This is a genomic window from Streptomyces sp. NPDC004629 (assembly GCF_042873595.1).
Classification (GTDB): domain Bacteria; phylum Actinomycetota; class Actinomycetes; order Streptomycetales; family Streptomycetaceae; genus Streptomyces.
Genome location: NZ_JBIALO010000030.1, coordinates 64,716 through 80,900 on the forward strand (window position 1 = coordinate 64,716; position 16,185 = coordinate 80,900).

Genomic DNA, 16,185 nt, shown 5'->3' on the forward strand with positions numbered 1-16,185 from the left:
GTCCTAGTGGCTCAGATGATCGGGTTGCGTTCGATGGGGCAGCTCATGCAGCGGGGGCCGCCACGGCCGCGGCCGAGTTCGGCGCCGGCGATGGTGACGATCTCGATGCCCTGCTTGCGCAGGTAGGTGTTGGTGGTGACGTTGCGCTCGTAGCCGACGACGACGCCGGGTGCGAGGGCCAGGAAGTTGCTGCCGTCGTCCCACTGTTCGCGTTCTGCGTTGCGGATGTCCTGGGGTGCGGACAGCATGCGGACCTTGTCCAGGTCGAGGGCTTCGGCGAGCGCGGTCGCGAGAGCGGAGTTCGTGGTGACGTCGAACCCGGTCTCGCGCTCGGGGCTGGGCCGCAGCGTCCACGAGCGCAGGGAGTCGGCGAGGCCGGGGTAGATGACGAACGCGTCGCGGTCGACCATGGTCAGCACGGTGTCCAGGTGCATGTACGCGCGGGCCGCGGGCAGTTGGACGGCGATCAGTCGGCGCGCCGTGCCCGACGCGAAGAGTCGGGCGGCCAGGTTTTCCACGGCCTGGGCGGTGGTGCGCTCCCCCATGCCGACCATGACGGCGCCGTTGCCGAGGACATGGACGTCCCCGCCTTCGAGGGTTCCGACAGGTCCGTCGAGGAGGGGGGCGGGCGCGACGCCGGCGAACATCGGGTGGAACCGGTAGATGGCTTGCGCGTGCAGGCTCTCACGCCGTCGGGCCGGCTTGGCCATCGGGTTGACCGACACCTGGTCGTAGATCCAGCAGGAGTTGTCGCGGGGGAAGAGGTGGTTGGGCAGCGGGGCGAGGGCGAAGTCGTCGGCGCCGAGCGCGTTCCACACCAGGCTGTGCGGGGAGGCGAGCCGCAGGTCGCTCTTGAGGAGGCCGCCGATCAGATAGCCGGCGAGGGTCTCCCCGTCGAGTTCGGCGCACAGTTCGCGCACCGGGTCGATGAGGGCCAAGCCCACGGTGCCGGGGGTGACGACCTGGTCCAGGAGCCAGTCGCGGGCCTCGGCGACGTCGAGGGTCTGCGCCAGCAGGTCGGCGAAGTAGTGGACGCGGGCGCCGTGGTCGCGCAGGACCTGGGCGAAGGCGTCGTGCTCTTCGCGGGCGCGCTTGGCCCACAGGATGTCGTCGAAGAGCAGGGCGTCGACGTTGCGCGGGGTGAGGCGGGAGAGTTCTAGGCCGGGGCGGTGCAGGATCACCTGGCGCAGCGGGCCGGCCTCGGAGTCGATGTGGAAGGTGTTCATCGCGGAGGTTCCTCTGTGTTCGGGGCGGTCAGTCGTGGTGGCGGAGGTCGTTCCGCTTCCGGGGTCCGTCGACGCGGCTGGTACGGAGCCCTCGGGAGAGCCGCTTGGCCGGCGGGGGCGTCTCGGGTGGCCGTTCCGACGGGTCCACGGGCGTCCCGCTCCTCGGAGCCGTGGCCTCGCCGAAGGTGTCCTGACCCCGCTTCAGCCAGACGTAGACGGGGACGCCGAGGAGCAGGACGAACAGGCCGTAGTAGACGGTCTGGTAGCCGCTGCCCTGGATCGACCAGTAGGAGAAGGCGAGGGCGAGTCCGGCGACGGTGACGTCACGGGCGAGCCTGCGGGGGCTGAGGTTCTCCCGGCCGCGCACCAGCAGCCAGTACAGCTGGGCGGTGGCGGAGAAGAGGTAGGGGATCACCGCGGTCAGCACGCTGAGCAGCACGATCTTGGTGAAGACGTCGTCGAAGCGCGTGTAGCTGAACACCGTGATCAGCGAGGCCAGCACGGTGGAGGCGACGATACCGAAGGCCGGCACGTCGTTCTCGCCGCGCAGCCGGGCGAAGGCACGCGGGAAGAGCCCGTCGCGGGCGGCCGCGTACGGCATCTCGGCGCACAGCATGGTCCAGCCGTTGAGGGCGCCGATGCCGGAGATGATCGCGGCGACGGCGACGATGTCGCCGGCCCAGCTGCCGCCGAAGATGCTGTTCGCTGCGTCGGTGAACGGTGCGGTGGATCCGCCCAGCTTGCCGTGCGCGACGGTGCCGAAGACGGCGAGGGTGCCCAGGATGTAGATGACGGCGCAGACGAGCGTGCCGTAGACGGTGGCGCGGGGGACGTTGCGCCCGGGCTCACGGACCCGGCCGGCCACCACCGAGGCCGCCTCCAGACCCAGGTAGCTGAACAGTGCGATGGCGCCTGCGGCGGAGATCGCGCCCAGCGCCGACTGGCCACTGGCGTTGAACGGGCCGAAGTTGTGGGCGTCGATGAACAGCAGCCCGACGGAGGCCATGAAGACCAGCGGGACGAACTTCAACACAGTCGTGATCACCTGGAACACGCCCATATTGCGGACGCCGGTGAGGTTGATCGCGGCAGGGATCCAGAGCCCGACCAGCGCGAGAAGCACCGAAATCCACTTCCTGTGCCCGGTGTTGACGAACACCTCGACGTAGCCGACCCAGGCCACGACGATGGCCGCGTTGCCGGCCCAGGCCGTGATCCAGTACGACCACGCGTTGAGGAACCCGGCGAACTCCCCGAACGCCTCCCGGGCGTAGACGTACGGGCCACCACTGGCCGGAACCCGCTTCGCCAGCGACCCGAAGGTCATCGCCAGCGCGAGCGCGCCCAGGGTCACGGCGATGAACGCGACGAGGGAGATCGGTCCGTACGGGGCGAGGGCTGAGGGCAGCGCGAAGACTCCGGTGCCGATGATGCTGCCGATCACGAGCGCGGAGGCGGCGGGAAGGCCGAGTGCCGTCGTGGGCGCTGTCCCCTTTCCGCCTCCTGTGGTTCTGGGCATGGCTGAGGCTCCTTACAGACCGAAGTGGGTGAGTCGATCCACGACTGATCCTTCTGCTCCTCAGCCGCACGCAGTCAGCGGCCACACGGCCCACGCGCGGCCCTGATGGTCCCGCTGCCATGGGCCTGGACAGCCCAACCCGCCCGCTTCCCGGTGCTCCTGACCACAGGACATGGGCCGTTCGGTCCATCGCATGGCCCGCCCAGCCCCATCGTCAGCACCGTGCCCGGCTCGACAATCGAGCACAGGAGCTACGGCCGGGCTCGCGACACGGTGCCGACCGGCCGACGGCGCCATGTCCTTACGGCTCGTTCGAAACGGGGCGGTGCTCCCGCACACCCCAGGAGCCGCGAGGACTTCCGCGCGAGTCTCGTGTTGGGGAGGCACGAACCTCGCGCCACGGCCGCCGCCCGCGCCGACACGGGGGCGGCGGCCGTCGTCCCTGCGATCCGCCTCGGGGCCGGATGGTGCCCTGCTGGGGACCTGATGCTCCCTCACCCGGTCGGGGCCGGCGCCACACGCCGGCATCCGCGACGGGCAGCAGATGGACAGCCGACGTGGCGTCGTATCGGGGAGCGGGTCTCGGTGGCCCAGGTCAGCAGCATCCGCAGGGCGTCGTGCGATGCGCTGTCCGGCTCGGCGGCGTAGGTGATCAGGGCCTGTCCGGGATCGTCCGCTGCGCGCAGGGTCTCGTAGGCCAGTTCCAGATCACTTTGACGGGCGGTGAAGGCGGTCACCGTTGCGGCCGGTGATGACGATATGCGCGCCGCTCAACACCGACGACGCGGTACACATCGCCCCGGCTCCGGGTCAACCCCCGAAGGACTTCCGGAGCCGACCACTAAGCATGGGCCCAAAGCCCTAGTGCGATGACGGCGAGGCCCAGCAGTGCTTCGGCGGTGAGGACGAGCAGCTTCTGCCGAACGGGGAGGTGCAGGCGACGTACTGCCATGTAGCCGATGGCGGCCAGACCGACGAGGTGCACAAGCATCGCGCAGATCAGCGCGGTCGCCGTGGTCCACACGCCTATCGCCGCGAGTGCGAGGCAGATGAGCGGCGGAACGGCGACCACAAGGGCGCCGAAACTCCCGGTCACCATGTGCCGTAGCCGGCGTCGGCTCGGCAAGTCGGCGTGGACGGTCACATGGGCGAGCAGGTCTGCGAGGAACACGGCCAGGACTGCGCCGCCGACCGTGACGAGCAAGGTGACGCAGGCCGCTGCTGTGGACACCGCATCGCCGTGCGCACGCAGGGCGATGACGACTGCAAGGCTGGTGAACGCGATGTACACGCGCTCTTTGAGTGCTGCCGCGCGCAGTTGCGCCACCGCGCCGTCGGGGATTCCGTTCGCCGGCCGGTCGGTCATCGGGACGACGCTCCGGTACGCGGCCGTCCTGCCTCTGAACGGGGGCCGTAGGCGCGCAGAAACGCCTCGACGCCATCGACGAGGAGTTCGTCGATGACGTCGGGATCCTGCTGCCTGTCGAGGGCTTCCAGGGCGACGAGGAATGTGAGTGCGACGAAATGTTCGGTCGCACGGCGCGGGTTCGGCACGTGCAGGGCACCGGTGTCACCAAAGGCTGTGATGCGCTCCATGAGCAGTTCGGCGGGATCGTCCAGCTCCTGCATCACGCTCCCCCGGAGAGGCCCTGCCGCTGCGAGGAGCTTCCGGAACTGGACATACTCCGACGACCCGAATGTCACGGTCGCGACGCGCCGTGTGAACGCCAGCAAGGACGGGCCGGGGTCACACCCGTCGGGGAGTTCCTCGCGGGTAGCACGACGTACCGCCTCAAGAAGACTCGACGTCACATCGGCCATGACAGCGGAGAGCAAGCGCTCCTTGCCGCCGAAGTGGTCGTAGACCGTGCGCTTCGACACCTCGGCCCGTGCCGCGATCGCGTCCACACTCGCGTTCTCGTACCCCTCGGCGATGAACAGGGCCTCAGCGGCGCCCAAGATCGCCGCCCGCTTCCTCGGTGAACGCCCGCGGCGGGCGGGCTGCTGCTGATCAACGTTCGTCATCGTGCCCTCAGTCCTCTCACTCGCTAATCACACTATACAGTGTAGTGTAGCTAGACCCGACAACGTAAGGAGTACTCCGATGAGCAGCGAAACCCCTGCTGACGTCCTCATCATCGGCGCCGGACCGACGGGCCTCACTCTGGCAGTCGATCTCGCCCGGAGGGGTGTCACCTGCAGGATCATCGAGCAGTCGCACGAAGCGAACCGTGCGTCGAAGGCGAAGGCGATCCAGCCGCGCGCCCTTGAGGTACTCGACGACCTCGGGGCGGCACCGTTCATCACCGCACGTGGGCTGATCGATCTGCCGACACGGTTTCACGAGCCGTCCGGCGTCGTCGTCGACAAGCCCACACTGCCCGTCCAGGCCAGCGAGAGCTTTTCCACGCCCTATCCGAACCCGGTCTGGATCGGCCAGTTCGATGTCGAAGCAGCGCTTCGCCGCCGACTGGAACTCCTCGGCGGTGCGGTCGAGTACGGCGTCCGTGCCATCGGCGCCGAACAGGACTCGGACGGGGTGACCGTCACGGTCTCGACGCCGGGTGGAGAACGGTCCCTGCGCGCTCGCTACGTCGTCGCTGCGGACGGCGGCAAGAGCGGTATGCGCAAGATCGCCGGTCTGCCGCTGATGGGTAAGACCTACGAGAAGCAGCGCTGGTACCTCGGCGATGTCACGACTACGAGCATCGACCGGGACCACATGCACATCTGGACCTCCGAGCGCGGGATGATCGGTCTGACGCCTCTGCCCGGGTCGGATCTGTGGCAGTTCCAGAGCCCGATCCGCCCGGAAGACGAGCCGGACGAACCCTCGCTGGAGTTCTATCAGGCGATGCTCGACGAGCGAGCCGGCAAGGGCACCGTGACCCTCACCAGCGCGACCTGGCTGTCGGTGTATCGGGTCAACGTCCGCATGGTCGAGCACTACCGTCAGGGCCGGATCTTCCTCGCCGGCGACGCCGCCCATGTGCATTCGCCCGCCGGCGGGCAGGGGATGGCCACCGGCATCCAAGATGCGTACAACCTCGGCTGGAAGCTCGCAGCCGTACTCCGCGGCGCCAAATCCACCCTTCTCGACACGTACGGTTTGGAGCGGATCCCGGTGGCTCGCGCCGTCCTCGAAGACAGCACCAGGAAGATGCAGGCCACCATGAAGACCATCACCGGTTCCAGCGACGCGGGACTCTCGTCCGCGCTCGGCAGCATCGCCGACGACATCACGACAGGTCTTCCCATCGGGTACCCGGACAGCCCTCTCACGCTGCGCTCCCCCCAGGACGCCGACGCGACGGTCTTCCCCGGAGACCGTGCACCGGATGCCGCCGGCCTGGACGGTCCCGGATTCACCGGGACCATGTTCGACCTGCTCCGGGGACCGCAGTGGACACTGGTGGCATTCGAGCACCGGCAGCCGCTCGAACTCGACGGCGCGAAGCCCGCACACCTGCACGTGCACCACATCACAGCATCGCCGGCCGAGGAAACGATCCACGACAGCGCGGGCGCATTCCAACGCCATTACCACGCAATCCCCGACGAGCTTTTTCTGATCCGCCCTGACGGATATCTTGCCGCGCGCGTTCCCGGCACGAACGAAGCGGACATCATCAACCACCTGGCCGCATTCCGTCCCGACGGCACGCAGTTGTAACCCACGAGGCGGGTAGCGGTGAGGCCGTCGTGTTGGTGCACGCGGGGTGTGCGGACCGGCGTATGTGGGACGCGCAGTTCACGGCCCTGTCGGCGCGGTACCGGGTGATCCGCCACGACTGGCGGGGCCGCGGCGGCTTTGCGGACGCGGTCGGGGAGTTCGGCCACCACCTCGATCTGCTGGCCCTGCTGGACGGGTGGGGCGTGGAGCGGGCCGCGGTCGTCGGGGCGTCCGACGGCGGCCGGATCGCGTTGGACGCCGTACTGACGGCGCCCGACCGGTTCCGTGCGCTGGTGCTCATCGCTTCGGGCCTCTCGGGACTCCGGTGGCCGAAGACGATGGTGGAGCGGGGCCGACGGCGTCTGCTCGACGCGGTCCCGGCGGAGCGGCTGCGGCGCTATGAGGAGGGGGCCGCAGAGTGGATCGATCCCGCTGATCTGGACGGCGTCGCGGCGGCGGACGTGGAGTTCCTGGTGGCGGGAGAGGGACGGGACCGTACGGCGCTGTGCCCAGAGGTGTGGCGGCGCGCCGTGGAGATGGACCGGCTGGCCCGGCAGCGGATCTGGAGCGGGCCGCGCGTCACGGAGCTGACGGCGCGGCCCGCGGCTCGGGAACGGCTCGCCGAGGTGACGGTCCCGACCCTGGTGTCAGCGGACGGTGTGACGTGCCGGAGATCCTGGAAGTCTCCGCACTGCTCGCACGGGAGATCCCGGGGGCCCGGCACATCGAGCTGCCCGACACCGGTCAGCTGCCGCCGCTGGAACGGCCGGCGGAGGTCACAGCCGCCCTTGAGGAGTTCCTCGGGTCGGTGGGATTGGGGTCAGCGGATCACGGTGCCTGACTCCTGCCCCGTCTGCGGGGATGCACCTGCTGTCGCGCGGCGGGCCCTCGCGGCGGCGCTGGACCGGGCCCGCTCCAGTGCCTGCGCCGTGTCGGCCGCGCAACCCACGCCCCACACCGTCCGAGCCGCAGCCGGCCCCGAGCACTCGGCGTAGACGACGACTTGGGAGGTGCCGTCCGGTGCGGGCCGGGGGTGCTCCATGTGGGAGAGGATCCGGACGTCGGCCCGGGGCCGGTGTTCCGCCTCGTCCGCCGCGTCCAGGTACTCGGTCCAAAACAGCGCTCCCAATTGCTCCGCGCCGATCTCGCCGCCGTCCGCGTCCATGTGCTCCTGTACGGTGCGGGCGAACTCGATCTGGAGGCGGCGGGGCAGGTCGAAGCCGTGCTCGTGCAGCATCAGATAGGCGACGCCGCCTTTGCCGGACTGGCTGTTGAGCCGGATGACGGCCTCGTACGAGCGGCCGACGTCAGCCGGGTCGATCGGCAGATAGGGAACCTCCCACCGGGCGTGCTCCAACGGCACGCCGTCGCGGGCGGCCCGCTGCTCCAGCGCCGCGAAGCCCTTCTTGATCGCGTCCTGGTGGGAGCCGGAGAAAGAGGTGTGGACGAGATCGCCGGCGTAGGGGTGGCGGGGGTGGACGGGCAGCCCGGTGCACTCCTCGACGGTGCGGCGGACCGCGTCGATGTCGGAGAAGTCGATGCCGGGGTCGATGCCCTGGGCGTGCAGGTTGAGGCCGAGGGTGACCAGACAGACGTTGCCGGTGCGCTCGCCGTTGCCGAACAGACAGCCCTCGATGCGGTCGGCACCGGCGAGGACGGCCAGTTCGGCGGCGGCCACAGCGGTGCCGCGGTCGTTGTGCGGGTGGACGGACAGGGCGACGTGTGCTCGGCGGGACAGCCCGCGGTGCATGCGCTCCACCTGGTCGGCGTAGACGTTGGGTGTGCTGCGCTCGACGGTCGCGGGCAGGTTGAGGACGATCTCGCGGTCGGGGCCCGGCTGCCAGACATCCATGACCGCTTCGCAGACCTCCAGCGCGAAGTCGTCCTCGGTCTCGCTGAACAACTCGGGCGAGTACTCGAAGCCGAGAACGCAGTTGGTGAGGTGCTGTTCCGCGTATTTCAGGACGTGCTCGGTGCCGCGCACGGCGAGGCTCGTGCACTCTTCACGGGTGACACCGAACACCACCCGGCGGAAGAGGGGAGACGTGGCGTTGTAGAGGTGGACGGTGGCGGCGGGGGCGCCGGCCAGGCAGCGCACGGTCTGTTCGATCAGTTCCTCGCGGGCCGGGGTGAGAACGGAGATGCGGACGTCGTCGGGGATGCGATCCTCGGTGATCAGCCGTCGTACGAACGTGTGGTCGGCGCGGCTCGCGGCGGGGAAACCGACCTCGATCTCGCGGTAGCCCATGGCGATCAGCGTCTCGAACAGTCGCACCTTGCGGTCGGGGCTCATCGGTTCGATCAGCGCCTGGTTGCCGTCCCGCAGGTCCGTGGCGAGCCAGCGGGGCGCCGCGGTGAGGATTCTGCCGGGCCAGGTGCGGTCGGGCAGGTCCACGGGCCGCGGCCGTGCGTAGCGGTGGGACGGCATGACTCCGGGGCGCCGGCCCGCGATCCCGTTGTCCTGGGGTGGTTTCACGACTGGGTGCTCCTTGCGGATGTCGCGGTCTCGGTGGCGGGAGGCGCGGCCGGTCGAGCGGGGGCGGCCTCCTCGCTTCGGACCGTCGCGCAGGCGACGGCGCCGAGCACGATGACCCCGATAGGCAGCGCCATCGACGTACGCATCACCAAGATGTCGTCTCCCCCTCCCCCGGTCCCGGTCTGCACCAGCGCGCCGACCGCGGAGCTGCCGACCACCGAGCCCAGCTGCCGTACGGTGTTGAGGACGCCGGAGGCCGCGCCGGCGACCGCCGGTTCGACGCCCCGCATCGCCACGGCCGCCATGGGGGCGATCAGGCAGCCGTTGCCCATGCCGACCACGACCATCGGGGCGACGAACGCGGCCCACGCCGTGTGCGGGCCCATCACCAGCGCGTTCCACAGCATGCCGACGCCGGTCAGCAGCATGCCGGTGAGCAGTACGTACTTGCCGTCGACCTTGTCGGTGAGCCGCCCGGCGAACGGTGCGAGGGCCATGGACACCACGGAGGCGGGGGCGAGCGCGAGACCTGCCGTGAGGGCGCTGAAGTGCAGCACGTTCTGGAAGTAGAGGGAGAGCAGCAGCATCAGGCCGAGCACGCCGACCGAGATCGTGGCGGAGACGACGTTCATCGCTGTGTAGTTCCGGTTGCGGAACAGCGCGAACGGCACCAGGGGCTCGCGGCCCTGGCGGCGCTGCTGCTGTGCGATGAAGGCCGCGAAGAGGATGACGGCGGCGCCGAGCAGGGCCCAGATGACGCCGTTCCAGTGGTATCGCCGGCCCTCCGTCAGGGCGAAGGTCAGGCAGAACACGGCGGCCGCCGACACCAGGACACCGGTGAGGTCGAGCCGGTGTGTGCTGCCCTGGCGGATGTCGGGGACGACGAGGAAGAGGACGGCCAGCACGAGCACGCCGACGGGGACGTTGACGAAGAAGATCCAGCGCCAGCCGGGGCCGCTGACCAGCAGGCCGCCCAGCGCCGGGCCGGCCACGGCGGCGACGCCCGCCACCGCGCCCCACACACCGAGCGCCGCACCGCGCCGCTCGGCCGGGAAGGCGCCCACGATCAGGGTCATGGTCTGCGGGATGAGCAGCGCCGCGCCCAGGCCCTGCACCAGGCGGGCGGCGATGAGCTGACCGGGGCTGTCCACCAGGGCACAGGCCAGGCTCGCGAGTGTGAACAGCGCCACGCCGACGGCGAAGAGCTGGCGCGGGCCGCGCAGATCGCCCAGCCGGCCCGCCGTGATCAGCAGCGCGGCGAGCACCAGGATGTAGCCGTTCATCGACCACAGCACCTCGTCGAAGGAGGCGTGCAGGCTGTGGATCATGCTGGGGATGGCGATGTTGACGATCGTCAGGTCCAGCAGTGTCATGAAGAAGCCGAGGGACAGGACGACCAGGATCGCCCAGGGGTTACCGCGTACGGTGCTCATGCGGGGTTCCCGCTCCTGCTGTACGCGCCGGCGTTTTCCGTGCCGTCGTGCTGTTCGTCGCTCTCCTGCCACAGCATCGCCGGGACCTTGTTGGTCCGCTCGATCCGGGCCAGCCGGCTCACTTGACGGGCCCGCAGCGCGCCGGGGTACTGCCGGGCCACCGCGGCCAGATGGTAGAACTCGCCGGTCAGCCGGTCGCAGACGGCATCGGGGTCGGCGGTGCCGGTGAAGTCCAGGGTCAGCGCGCCGGCCGCACGCGCCGAGTCGGTGGCGCGGGTGAGTCGTAACTGCGCCTCCACCACGCCCGGTTCTCGGCGTACGACGTCGATCAGCTCGCTCACCTTGAACAGCGCGCTGCGCAGGGTGAGCGCGTCGTCGGCCCGGCCGAGCACCGTCAGCCCGTCGGGGCGCCCGCAGCGGCAGTCGGCAGGCGCCACCCGGTCGCCGAGGCGGTAGCGCACGACGGGGATGGTCCAGCCGTCGCCGACCCGGCTCAGCAGGGCGCCGTCCTCGTCGGGTTCCATCAGTTGGTCGGGCAGCAGATGCAGGACCGTCTCGTCACAGCCGGGCTGGTTCGCGGCCATCACCCAGGTCTCCACCGAGCCGTAGTTGCCCCACAGTCCGGCGCCGGGGAAGGCCCGGCGGATCAGGTCGCGTTTGTTGCCGGTCCAGGGCTCGGCCATCCAGATGATGGTGCGCACGGGAAGACTTTCCCCGGTGTCGAGGACGCCGCGCGCGAAGTCGGCGAGCCCGGTGGGGGTGCCCGCCAGGGCGTTGACACCGACCTCGCCGAACATGGCCAGCCAGCGGCCGACCTCGTCGGGCTCGTAGGGGCCGGAGGGTACGACCGTGCAGCGGCACTTCTCGGCGAGGGTCTGCATGTAGTAGTGGGAGCCCCACATCCGGCCCGCGTTGAAGAGGTTGAGCAGCGTGTCGCCCGGTTGCAGGGGCCGCCAGAAGGCCAGCAGCCGCTCCAGGGCCATGCCGTGCGGCACATGGGTCAGCTTGGGGGTGCCCGTGGTGCCGCCGCTGGACATCAGGACGCTGCCGGCGTTCTGGGCGGCCAGGCGGGTCTGGGCGTAGATCTCGGCGGGCCCGCTGACGGTGAGGTCGGACACCTCCCGGGCGGTGTCCGATACGGGTGGGCCGCCGGCGTCGGCCAGCTTCCCGGCGTGCGCCAGCAGGTCGTCGGTCGGTATGTGCCCGATCATCGTGCGCTCTTCTCCCCCTGGTCCGGACGGTCGCTGGTGTGTGGGCCGCCGCGCAGGAACTCCCGGTGCGCGGCGCGGTAGGCGTCGAAGCGTGCCGCGATGATCTGCCGCTGCTCGCGCGCCGCCTGCGGCGAGCCGGGGAAGCCGACGGCGCCGTCGGGCTCCACCTCCGACAGCCAGAACCGCTCCCCGTCGTGCAGGAAGTCGACGGCGATGTACGGCATGGGCATGCGGGAGGCGACGTAGTCGACGGTGTCGGCGAGTTCGGGCGGCAGCGGCACGTGCTCCATCCCGCCGCCCGAGGAGAGGTTGGCGGTCAGGGAGGTGCCCTGCGGGATGCGGCGCAGCACCGTGTGGGGCTTGCCGTCGATGACGTAGACCCGGAAGTCGTTGATGCCCTCGCCGAGGTACGGCTGGCAGACCAGAACGGTCTCCGCGCCGGCGGCCAGGCCGACCACGCCCTTGAGTTCCTCGGCGCTGTGCACCAGGCACACGCCCTGGCCCATGCCCCAGTAGGCGGGTTTGACGATGAGCGGATAGCTCAGGCCGTCCAGGGCCGCCTCGTAGGTCAGGGCCGGCGAGTCCCGGCCGGCCCCGATCCGTACGGTCGGCACGTGGGGCAGCGGGCTGTCCGCGAGGTGCAGCATGGTGGCGGTCTTGTCGTTGGCGAGGAACGACAGCCGGGGCGGGATGGGCAGGAAGAAGCCCGCCGCTTCGAGGATGGTGTAGAGGTAGAGCTGGTTGCAGACGTCCGTGGTGTGGTGTGCCAGGGACCACAGCGAGGTCACGAACACCGTGTCCCGCGGGGTGACTTCGGCACCGTCCAGGAAGACGCGGGGCGCGCCCGTGCCCGTGGTGTCCACGGACACCTCTTCCGGCTTGTGCAGGGACATCGCCCAGCCGTGTTCCCGGGCCACCTCCTTGTAGATGCCCCAGACGTGCGTCCACTCCTTGGTGCGCATCCGCTCGGTGCCGCGGTCCGGGTAGATCCAGCACAGCCGACGGCCGGCGGCCTGCTCAGCGGGTGCGGTGGTCATCGACGCTCCAGTTCCGTGAGTTCGGGTGCCGTTCGGTTCGCTTCCGTCCGTTCGCCCTCGTCATCGGGCCGTCCATGCGCGGATCGCGCGGTGGAAACGCTCGGGTTCCTCAAGGAACGGGAGGTGTCCGCTGCGTTCGAAGAGCTGCAGGCGGGCTCCGGGGACGGCGTCGGCCAGCCAGGTCCCGACGGCGCTGGGGTAGATCTGGCTCAGGGCGCCGTGCAGGAACAGCACCGGCACCCCGAGCGACGGCAGGCGCCCGCGCCAGTCCTGGCGCAGCGCGTCCTGCCACAACTGCCGCTTGGCGCCGCTGCGGCAGTCTGTCGCGGCAGAGGTCAGCTCGTCGACCAACTCTTCGGCGGGAGTGGCCCCTTGGGCGAAGAAGCTGCGGACAAGGCCCTCGGTGGTGGCGCGGTCCGACGCGCTGAGCAGCCGGTCGACCTCCGCCACTCCGGCAGCATCCAGCCCGCCGAAGGCCGCGTGCTCCCAGCCGTTCTCGGAAGGCAGGTAGGGGGTCTGCTCGACGGAGATCAGGCCGGTGACCCGGTCGGTGCCGTACCGGTCCAGGTAGCGGTAGGCGACGGTGGCGCCGAGGGACCAGCCGAGCAGCGTCAGCCCCCGTACGTCCAGTTTCTCGGCCAGAGCCTGCAGATCCGCCGCGCAGCGGTCCACGGTGACCGGCTCGGCGCCCTCCGGCGTGGCGCCGTGGCCGCGCAGGTCCACGGTGATGACGCGGTGATCATGGGCCAGTTCGGCGACGCTGCGCGCGAAGAAGGCCGAGGGCGCCCCGAGGCCGTGGACGAGGAGGAGCGGCGGACCGTCGCCGGTGTCCTCGAAGTGGACCGACTGGCCGTCGTCCAGCGACAGTTCAGGCATGCGACTCCTCCGTGCCGCTGCCGTCGGCGGTGTTCTCGCCGGGGGCGGCCTCGGCCTCCCAGCGCTTGCGCAGCAGCGGTTTGTCCGGCTTGCCGACCGGCGTGTGCGGGATGTCGTCGGTCAGCCGTACGGTGCCCGCCAGACCGTGGGCGCGCAGCACGGCCTCGACGGACTTGCGGACCTCGTTCCCGGACCGGGCGGGATCGGGACGCACCGCGAGCAGGACCTCGTTGCCGTATGCGCCGGGGCGCGCGGGCAGCGCCACCGACTCCAGGACCGGGCACTGTGCGGCGATCTCCTCGTCGAGGGCCGGCGCGGACAGCGGGCCGTCAGCGGCCGCCAGGATCTCGGTGACCCGGCCCAGGATGCGCAGTGATCCGTCCGCCTGCCGCTGCGCCACGTCGCCGGTCCAGAACTCGTCGCCGCGGAAGGTGCGGGCGTTCGCCTCGTCGCTGCCGACGTAGCCCTCGCTCGTACAGTCCGACGACAGCACCAGCTCGCCCAGGTCGGGCCGGTCCGGCGACAGGGGTTCGAGCCGGGTGTCCACTCCTTCGACGGGGAACATCCCCAGGCCCGCCTGGAGCACGTCGGCCATGTTGCCGAGAGCCAGGCCGAACTCGGTCGAGCCGTAGATCTGCCGGATGTGGATGCCCAGCACCTCGGCGGCGTCGCTCATCTGGGCCGCGCTGAGATAGGCGCCGCCGCACAGCGGCCGGCGCAGCCGCGACAGATCGGGTGCCGGGCCGTCGGCCGCAGCCCGCGCATACTCCTCGTAGTGGCGGGGCAGCGCGCTCATCGCGGTCGCGCCGTGTTCCTCGATCTGCCGCAGCAGGACGTCGGGCCCCGCGTGCGGGTCCGCGAGCACCAGTTCGGCGCCGGACAGCAGGGCGGCGAAGACGTGCAGGTCGGTTGCGTGTGCCACGTCGAGGGTGTGGCGGCAGAAGAACACGTCGGCGGCGGTGATCTGGGTGTCCGCCAGCCAGCGCCGGCGCTCGCGCAGGAACCGGTCCTGCCGCCACACCATCTGCTTGGGAAAGCCCGTCGATCCGGACGTCCACAGGGCGCGGAAGATCCCGCTGTGCTGCTCACCGGGCGCACGCGGAGCGGGCGCGGCACAGGTGAGGTCATCGAGCGCGGCCACGGGCGGGGAGCCGTCGGGGAACGCCCGGTCGTGGTCGGCGACGATCAGGCGGGGTTCGGTCAGGCGCAGCGCCGTCGCGGTGTCGGCCGCGTCGAAGTTGCTCATCAGGGGCACGTACCGGGCGCCGGTCCGGGCGACGGCCAGGATGAGCGCGAGGTAGCCGATGCTGTTGTGCAAGGAGCACGCCACGACGGCACCGGCGCCGATCCCGTGACCGCGCAGACCGGCAGCCGTGCGGTCGACCAGCTCGACCAGTTCCGTGTAGCTGAGGGATGTGCCGTCGGTGGTGGTGACGGCCCGGGCGTCGGGCCGGCGTACCGCGATGTCATGCAGGGCCTGGTAGAGCACGGTTCACCTCGATGCGTGTGTCGACCGCCGGCTCGGGCGGGTGGTGCCGGTGCGGAACGGGACGGTGCGTGTACGTTTTTCGCCTCGTGCGGGGTGTCCTGCTTCGTGCGGTGGCCCTTGCGTGCGGCGTCACGCCTCGTTCCAGCCCGCGTACGTGGCGAAACGCCAATCCTTGGCGAGGCAGTCGACGGCGCTGAAACCTGCCTCGCGCAGCCACCCGAGCTGGGCGTCGACGTCGATGGGGACGTCGTGCTTCATGCGCTCCCGGCCGGCGGCCCATTCCTCGGCCGGAGTTCCGGAGGCGTGCACATGGGCCTCATGCTGCTCGTCGTACATCTTTTCGAGCACGTCCGTCGGCGCCAGGACCTGCTCGACATTGACGAAAATCCCGCCGGGCCGAAGGATCGTCCGTATTCGGACGAACAAATCCCGCTTTTCCTCATGCGTCAGGTGGTGGATGGAGAGCGCGGACACTACGGCGTCGAATGGGCCGGCGGGCAGCTCGTCGAGGTGGTCGGCGACGCGCACCGACACCTGGTCGTCCGCGGCGAAGCGCTGCCGCGCCTGGGCGAGCATCGGCTCCGAGCGGTCCTGGAGTACCAGGTCGGCCTTGGGGAGACGGTCACGCAGCGCGGCGCTGAGCAGTCCGGTGCCCGCGCCCAGATCCAGGACGCGCGGCGCTGCCCCCGCCGACATGGCCACCGCGCTGACCGCGCTGTCATAGAGGAGGTCGAAGGAGGGGATGAGCTGCCGACGCAGGGCATCATAGGTTTCCGGATTCCACAGCTCGGTGCGCGAGGAATTACCGGCTGCTGCAGTTTGCGACATGATGGTGATTTCTCTCTGAAGATGTTCGGTTTTCTGTCTGATGACGAGACGACGGCGGGCAGAACAGCGCGATATCGCGAGCATCTGTAAAAAGGTGCGCTGCTCCAGCGGCTCCCGGGAGGAGTCATTGTTGGGCGCGCATTGAATCGATCCCGCCCACTGCCATGAGACTAACTTCGATCACAGAGCCGGGCAAACTTCGATTTATTATCGCCCTGATCAGCAAGAGTTTTCACGCCTGGCATGGAAGCCTTCATTCCTGTATCTGGGCGTCCGAACGCGAGTCGAGAGGACGGGGCCTCGCCGCCGCCTGACCGAGCCTGCACCGTCTCCCTGGTGGTAGCTTTTCGGTCAGTCTCGTATAACTCCGCACGGGGCGTCGCGGCGCATTCAAGCCCTTGGCGCCGCCACCGCCTG

13 protein-coding genes and 1 pseudogene are annotated in these 16,185 nt (G+C 70.0%); 2 read left to right on the plus strand and 12 right to left on the minus strand.

Going from position 1 to position 16,185, the window contains the following annotated elements:
• Positions 1-11: 11 nt before the first annotated feature.
• From ACFYTE_RS33830 to ACFYTE_RS33850, 5 genes are all read right to left on the minus strand, one after another.
• Entirely contained in the window at positions 12-1,226 is a 1,215-nt protein-coding gene (locus ACFYTE_RS33830; protein ID WP_388718902.1) for an arginine deiminase, read from the minus strand.
• 28 nt (positions 1,227-1,254) lie between these two features.
• On the minus strand, positions 1,255-2,670 hold the full coding sequence (locus ACFYTE_RS33835) for an APC family permease (RefSeq protein ID WP_388718968.1): 1,416 nt from the start codon (positions 2,668-2,670) through the stop codon (positions 1,255-1,257).
• Between the two features lie 569 nt (positions 2,671-3,239).
• A complete protein-coding gene (locus ACFYTE_RS33840) occupies positions 3,240-3,482 on the minus strand; it encodes a hypothetical protein (protein ID WP_388718903.1) in 243 nt (80 codons plus the stop codon).
• A gap of 104 nt (positions 3,483-3,586) precedes the next feature.
• Positions 3,587-4,111 carry a hypothetical protein gene (locus tag ACFYTE_RS33845; protein WP_388718904.1) on the minus strand — a complete coding sequence of 175 codons (525 nt, stop codon included), beginning with the start codon at positions 4,109-4,111 and terminating at the stop codon, positions 3,587-3,589.
• Positions 4,108-4,704 carry a TetR/AcrR family transcriptional regulator gene (locus ACFYTE_RS33850; RefSeq protein ID WP_388718906.1) on the minus strand — a complete coding sequence of 199 codons (597 nt, stop codon included), beginning with the start codon at positions 4,702-4,704 and terminating at the stop codon, positions 4,108-4,110. The genes ACFYTE_RS33845 and ACFYTE_RS33850 overlap by 4 nt, the downstream gene beginning before the upstream one ends.
• A 145-nt stretch (positions 4,705-4,849) precedes the next feature.
• Between ACFYTE_RS33850 and ACFYTE_RS33855 the strand changes: the two genes are divergently transcribed.
• Positions 4,850-6,418 (plus strand): FAD-dependent oxidoreductase, encoded by a 1,569-nt coding sequence (locus ACFYTE_RS33855; protein WP_388718908.1) that lies wholly within the window; start codon positions 4,850-4,852, stop codon positions 6,416-6,418.
• Between the two features lie 35 nt (positions 6,419-6,453).
• Positions 6,454-7,032, plus strand: a pseudogene (locus tag ACFYTE_RS33860) (alpha/beta fold hydrolase); the annotation flags it as partial.
• A gap of 206 nt (positions 7,033-7,238) precedes the next feature.
• On the opposite strand, the gene ACFYTE_RS33865 reads toward ACFYTE_RS33860, so the two are convergent.
• From ACFYTE_RS33865 to ACFYTE_RS33895, 7 genes are all read right to left on the minus strand, one after another.
• Positions 7,239-8,846 carry a 2-isopropylmalate synthase gene (locus tag ACFYTE_RS33865; protein ID WP_388718970.1) on the minus strand — a complete coding sequence of 536 codons (1,608 nt, stop codon included), beginning with the start codon at positions 8,844-8,846 and terminating at the stop codon, positions 7,239-7,241.
• Between the two features lie 44 nt (positions 8,847-8,890).
• Positions 8,891-10,327, minus strand: a complete 1,437-nt coding sequence (locus ACFYTE_RS33870) for a DHA2 family efflux MFS transporter permease subunit (protein ID WP_388718910.1) — start codon at positions 10,325-10,327, stop codon at positions 8,891-8,893.
• Complete coding sequence (locus tag ACFYTE_RS33875; RefSeq protein WP_388718912.1) at positions 10,324-11,538, minus strand: AMP-binding protein; 1,215 nt, start codon at positions 11,536-11,538, stop codon at positions 10,324-10,326. Before ACFYTE_RS33875 ends, ACFYTE_RS33870 begins: the two co-directional genes overlap by 4 nt.
• On the minus strand, positions 11,535-12,575 hold the full coding sequence (locus ACFYTE_RS33880) for a RimK family alpha-L-glutamate ligase (protein WP_388718914.1): 1,041 nt from the start codon (positions 12,573-12,575) through the stop codon (positions 11,535-11,537). Before ACFYTE_RS33880 ends, ACFYTE_RS33875 begins: the two co-directional genes overlap by 4 nt.
• Before the next feature lie 60 nt (positions 12,576-12,635).
• The gene (locus ACFYTE_RS33885) at positions 12,636-13,451 is read right to left on the minus strand and encodes an alpha/beta fold hydrolase (protein WP_388718916.1); all 816 of its coding nucleotides are present in this window, start codon (positions 13,449-13,451) and stop codon (positions 12,636-12,638) included.
• Positions 13,444-14,940 (minus strand): class I adenylate-forming enzyme family protein, encoded by a 1,497-nt coding sequence (locus tag ACFYTE_RS33890; protein ID WP_388718918.1) that lies wholly within the window; start codon positions 14,938-14,940, stop codon positions 13,444-13,446. Before ACFYTE_RS33890 ends, ACFYTE_RS33885 begins: the two co-directional genes overlap by 8 nt.
• 129 nt (positions 14,941-15,069) lie before the next feature.
• On the minus strand, positions 15,070-15,852 hold the full coding sequence (locus ACFYTE_RS33895; protein WP_388718920.1) for a class I SAM-dependent methyltransferase: 783 nt from the start codon (positions 15,850-15,852) through the stop codon (positions 15,070-15,072).
• Positions 15,853-16,185: the final 333 nt, after the last annotated feature.

Bases quoted from the DNA above. Each gene is read 5' to 3' on its own strand.
- ACFYTE_RS33830 (WP_388718902.1), bottom strand. From the start codon at position 1,226: ATGAACACCTTCCACATCGACTCCGAGGCCGGCCCGCTGCGCCAGGTG.
- ACFYTE_RS33845 (WP_388718904.1), bottom strand. From the start codon at position 4,111: ATGACCGACCGGCCGGCGAACGGAATCCCCGACGGCGCGGTGGCGCAA.
- ACFYTE_RS33855 (WP_388718908.1), top strand. From the start codon at position 4,850: ATGAGCAGCGAAACCCCTGCTGACGTCCTCATCATCGGCGCCGGACCG.
- ACFYTE_RS33865 (WP_388718970.1), bottom strand. From the start codon at position 8,846: ATGCCGTCCCACCGCTACGCACGGCCGCGGCCCGTGGACCTGCCCGAC.
- ACFYTE_RS33870 (WP_388718910.1), bottom strand. From the start codon at position 10,327: ATGAGCACCGTACGCGGTAACCCCTGGGCGATCCTGGTCGTCCTGTCC.
- ACFYTE_RS33875 (WP_388718912.1), bottom strand. From the start codon at position 11,538: ATGATCGGGCACATACCGACCGACGACCTGCTGGCGCACGCCGGGAAG.
- ACFYTE_RS33880 (WP_388718914.1), bottom strand. From the start codon at position 12,575: ATGACCACCGCACCCGCTGAGCAGGCCGCCGGCCGTCGGCTGTGCTGG.
- ACFYTE_RS33885 (WP_388718916.1), bottom strand. From the start codon at position 13,451: ATGCCTGAACTGTCGCTGGACGACGGCCAGTCGGTCCACTTCGAGGAC.
- ACFYTE_RS33895 (WP_388718920.1), bottom strand. From the start codon at position 15,852: ATGCTCGCGATATCGCGCTGTTCTGCCCGCCGTCGTCTCGTCATCAGA.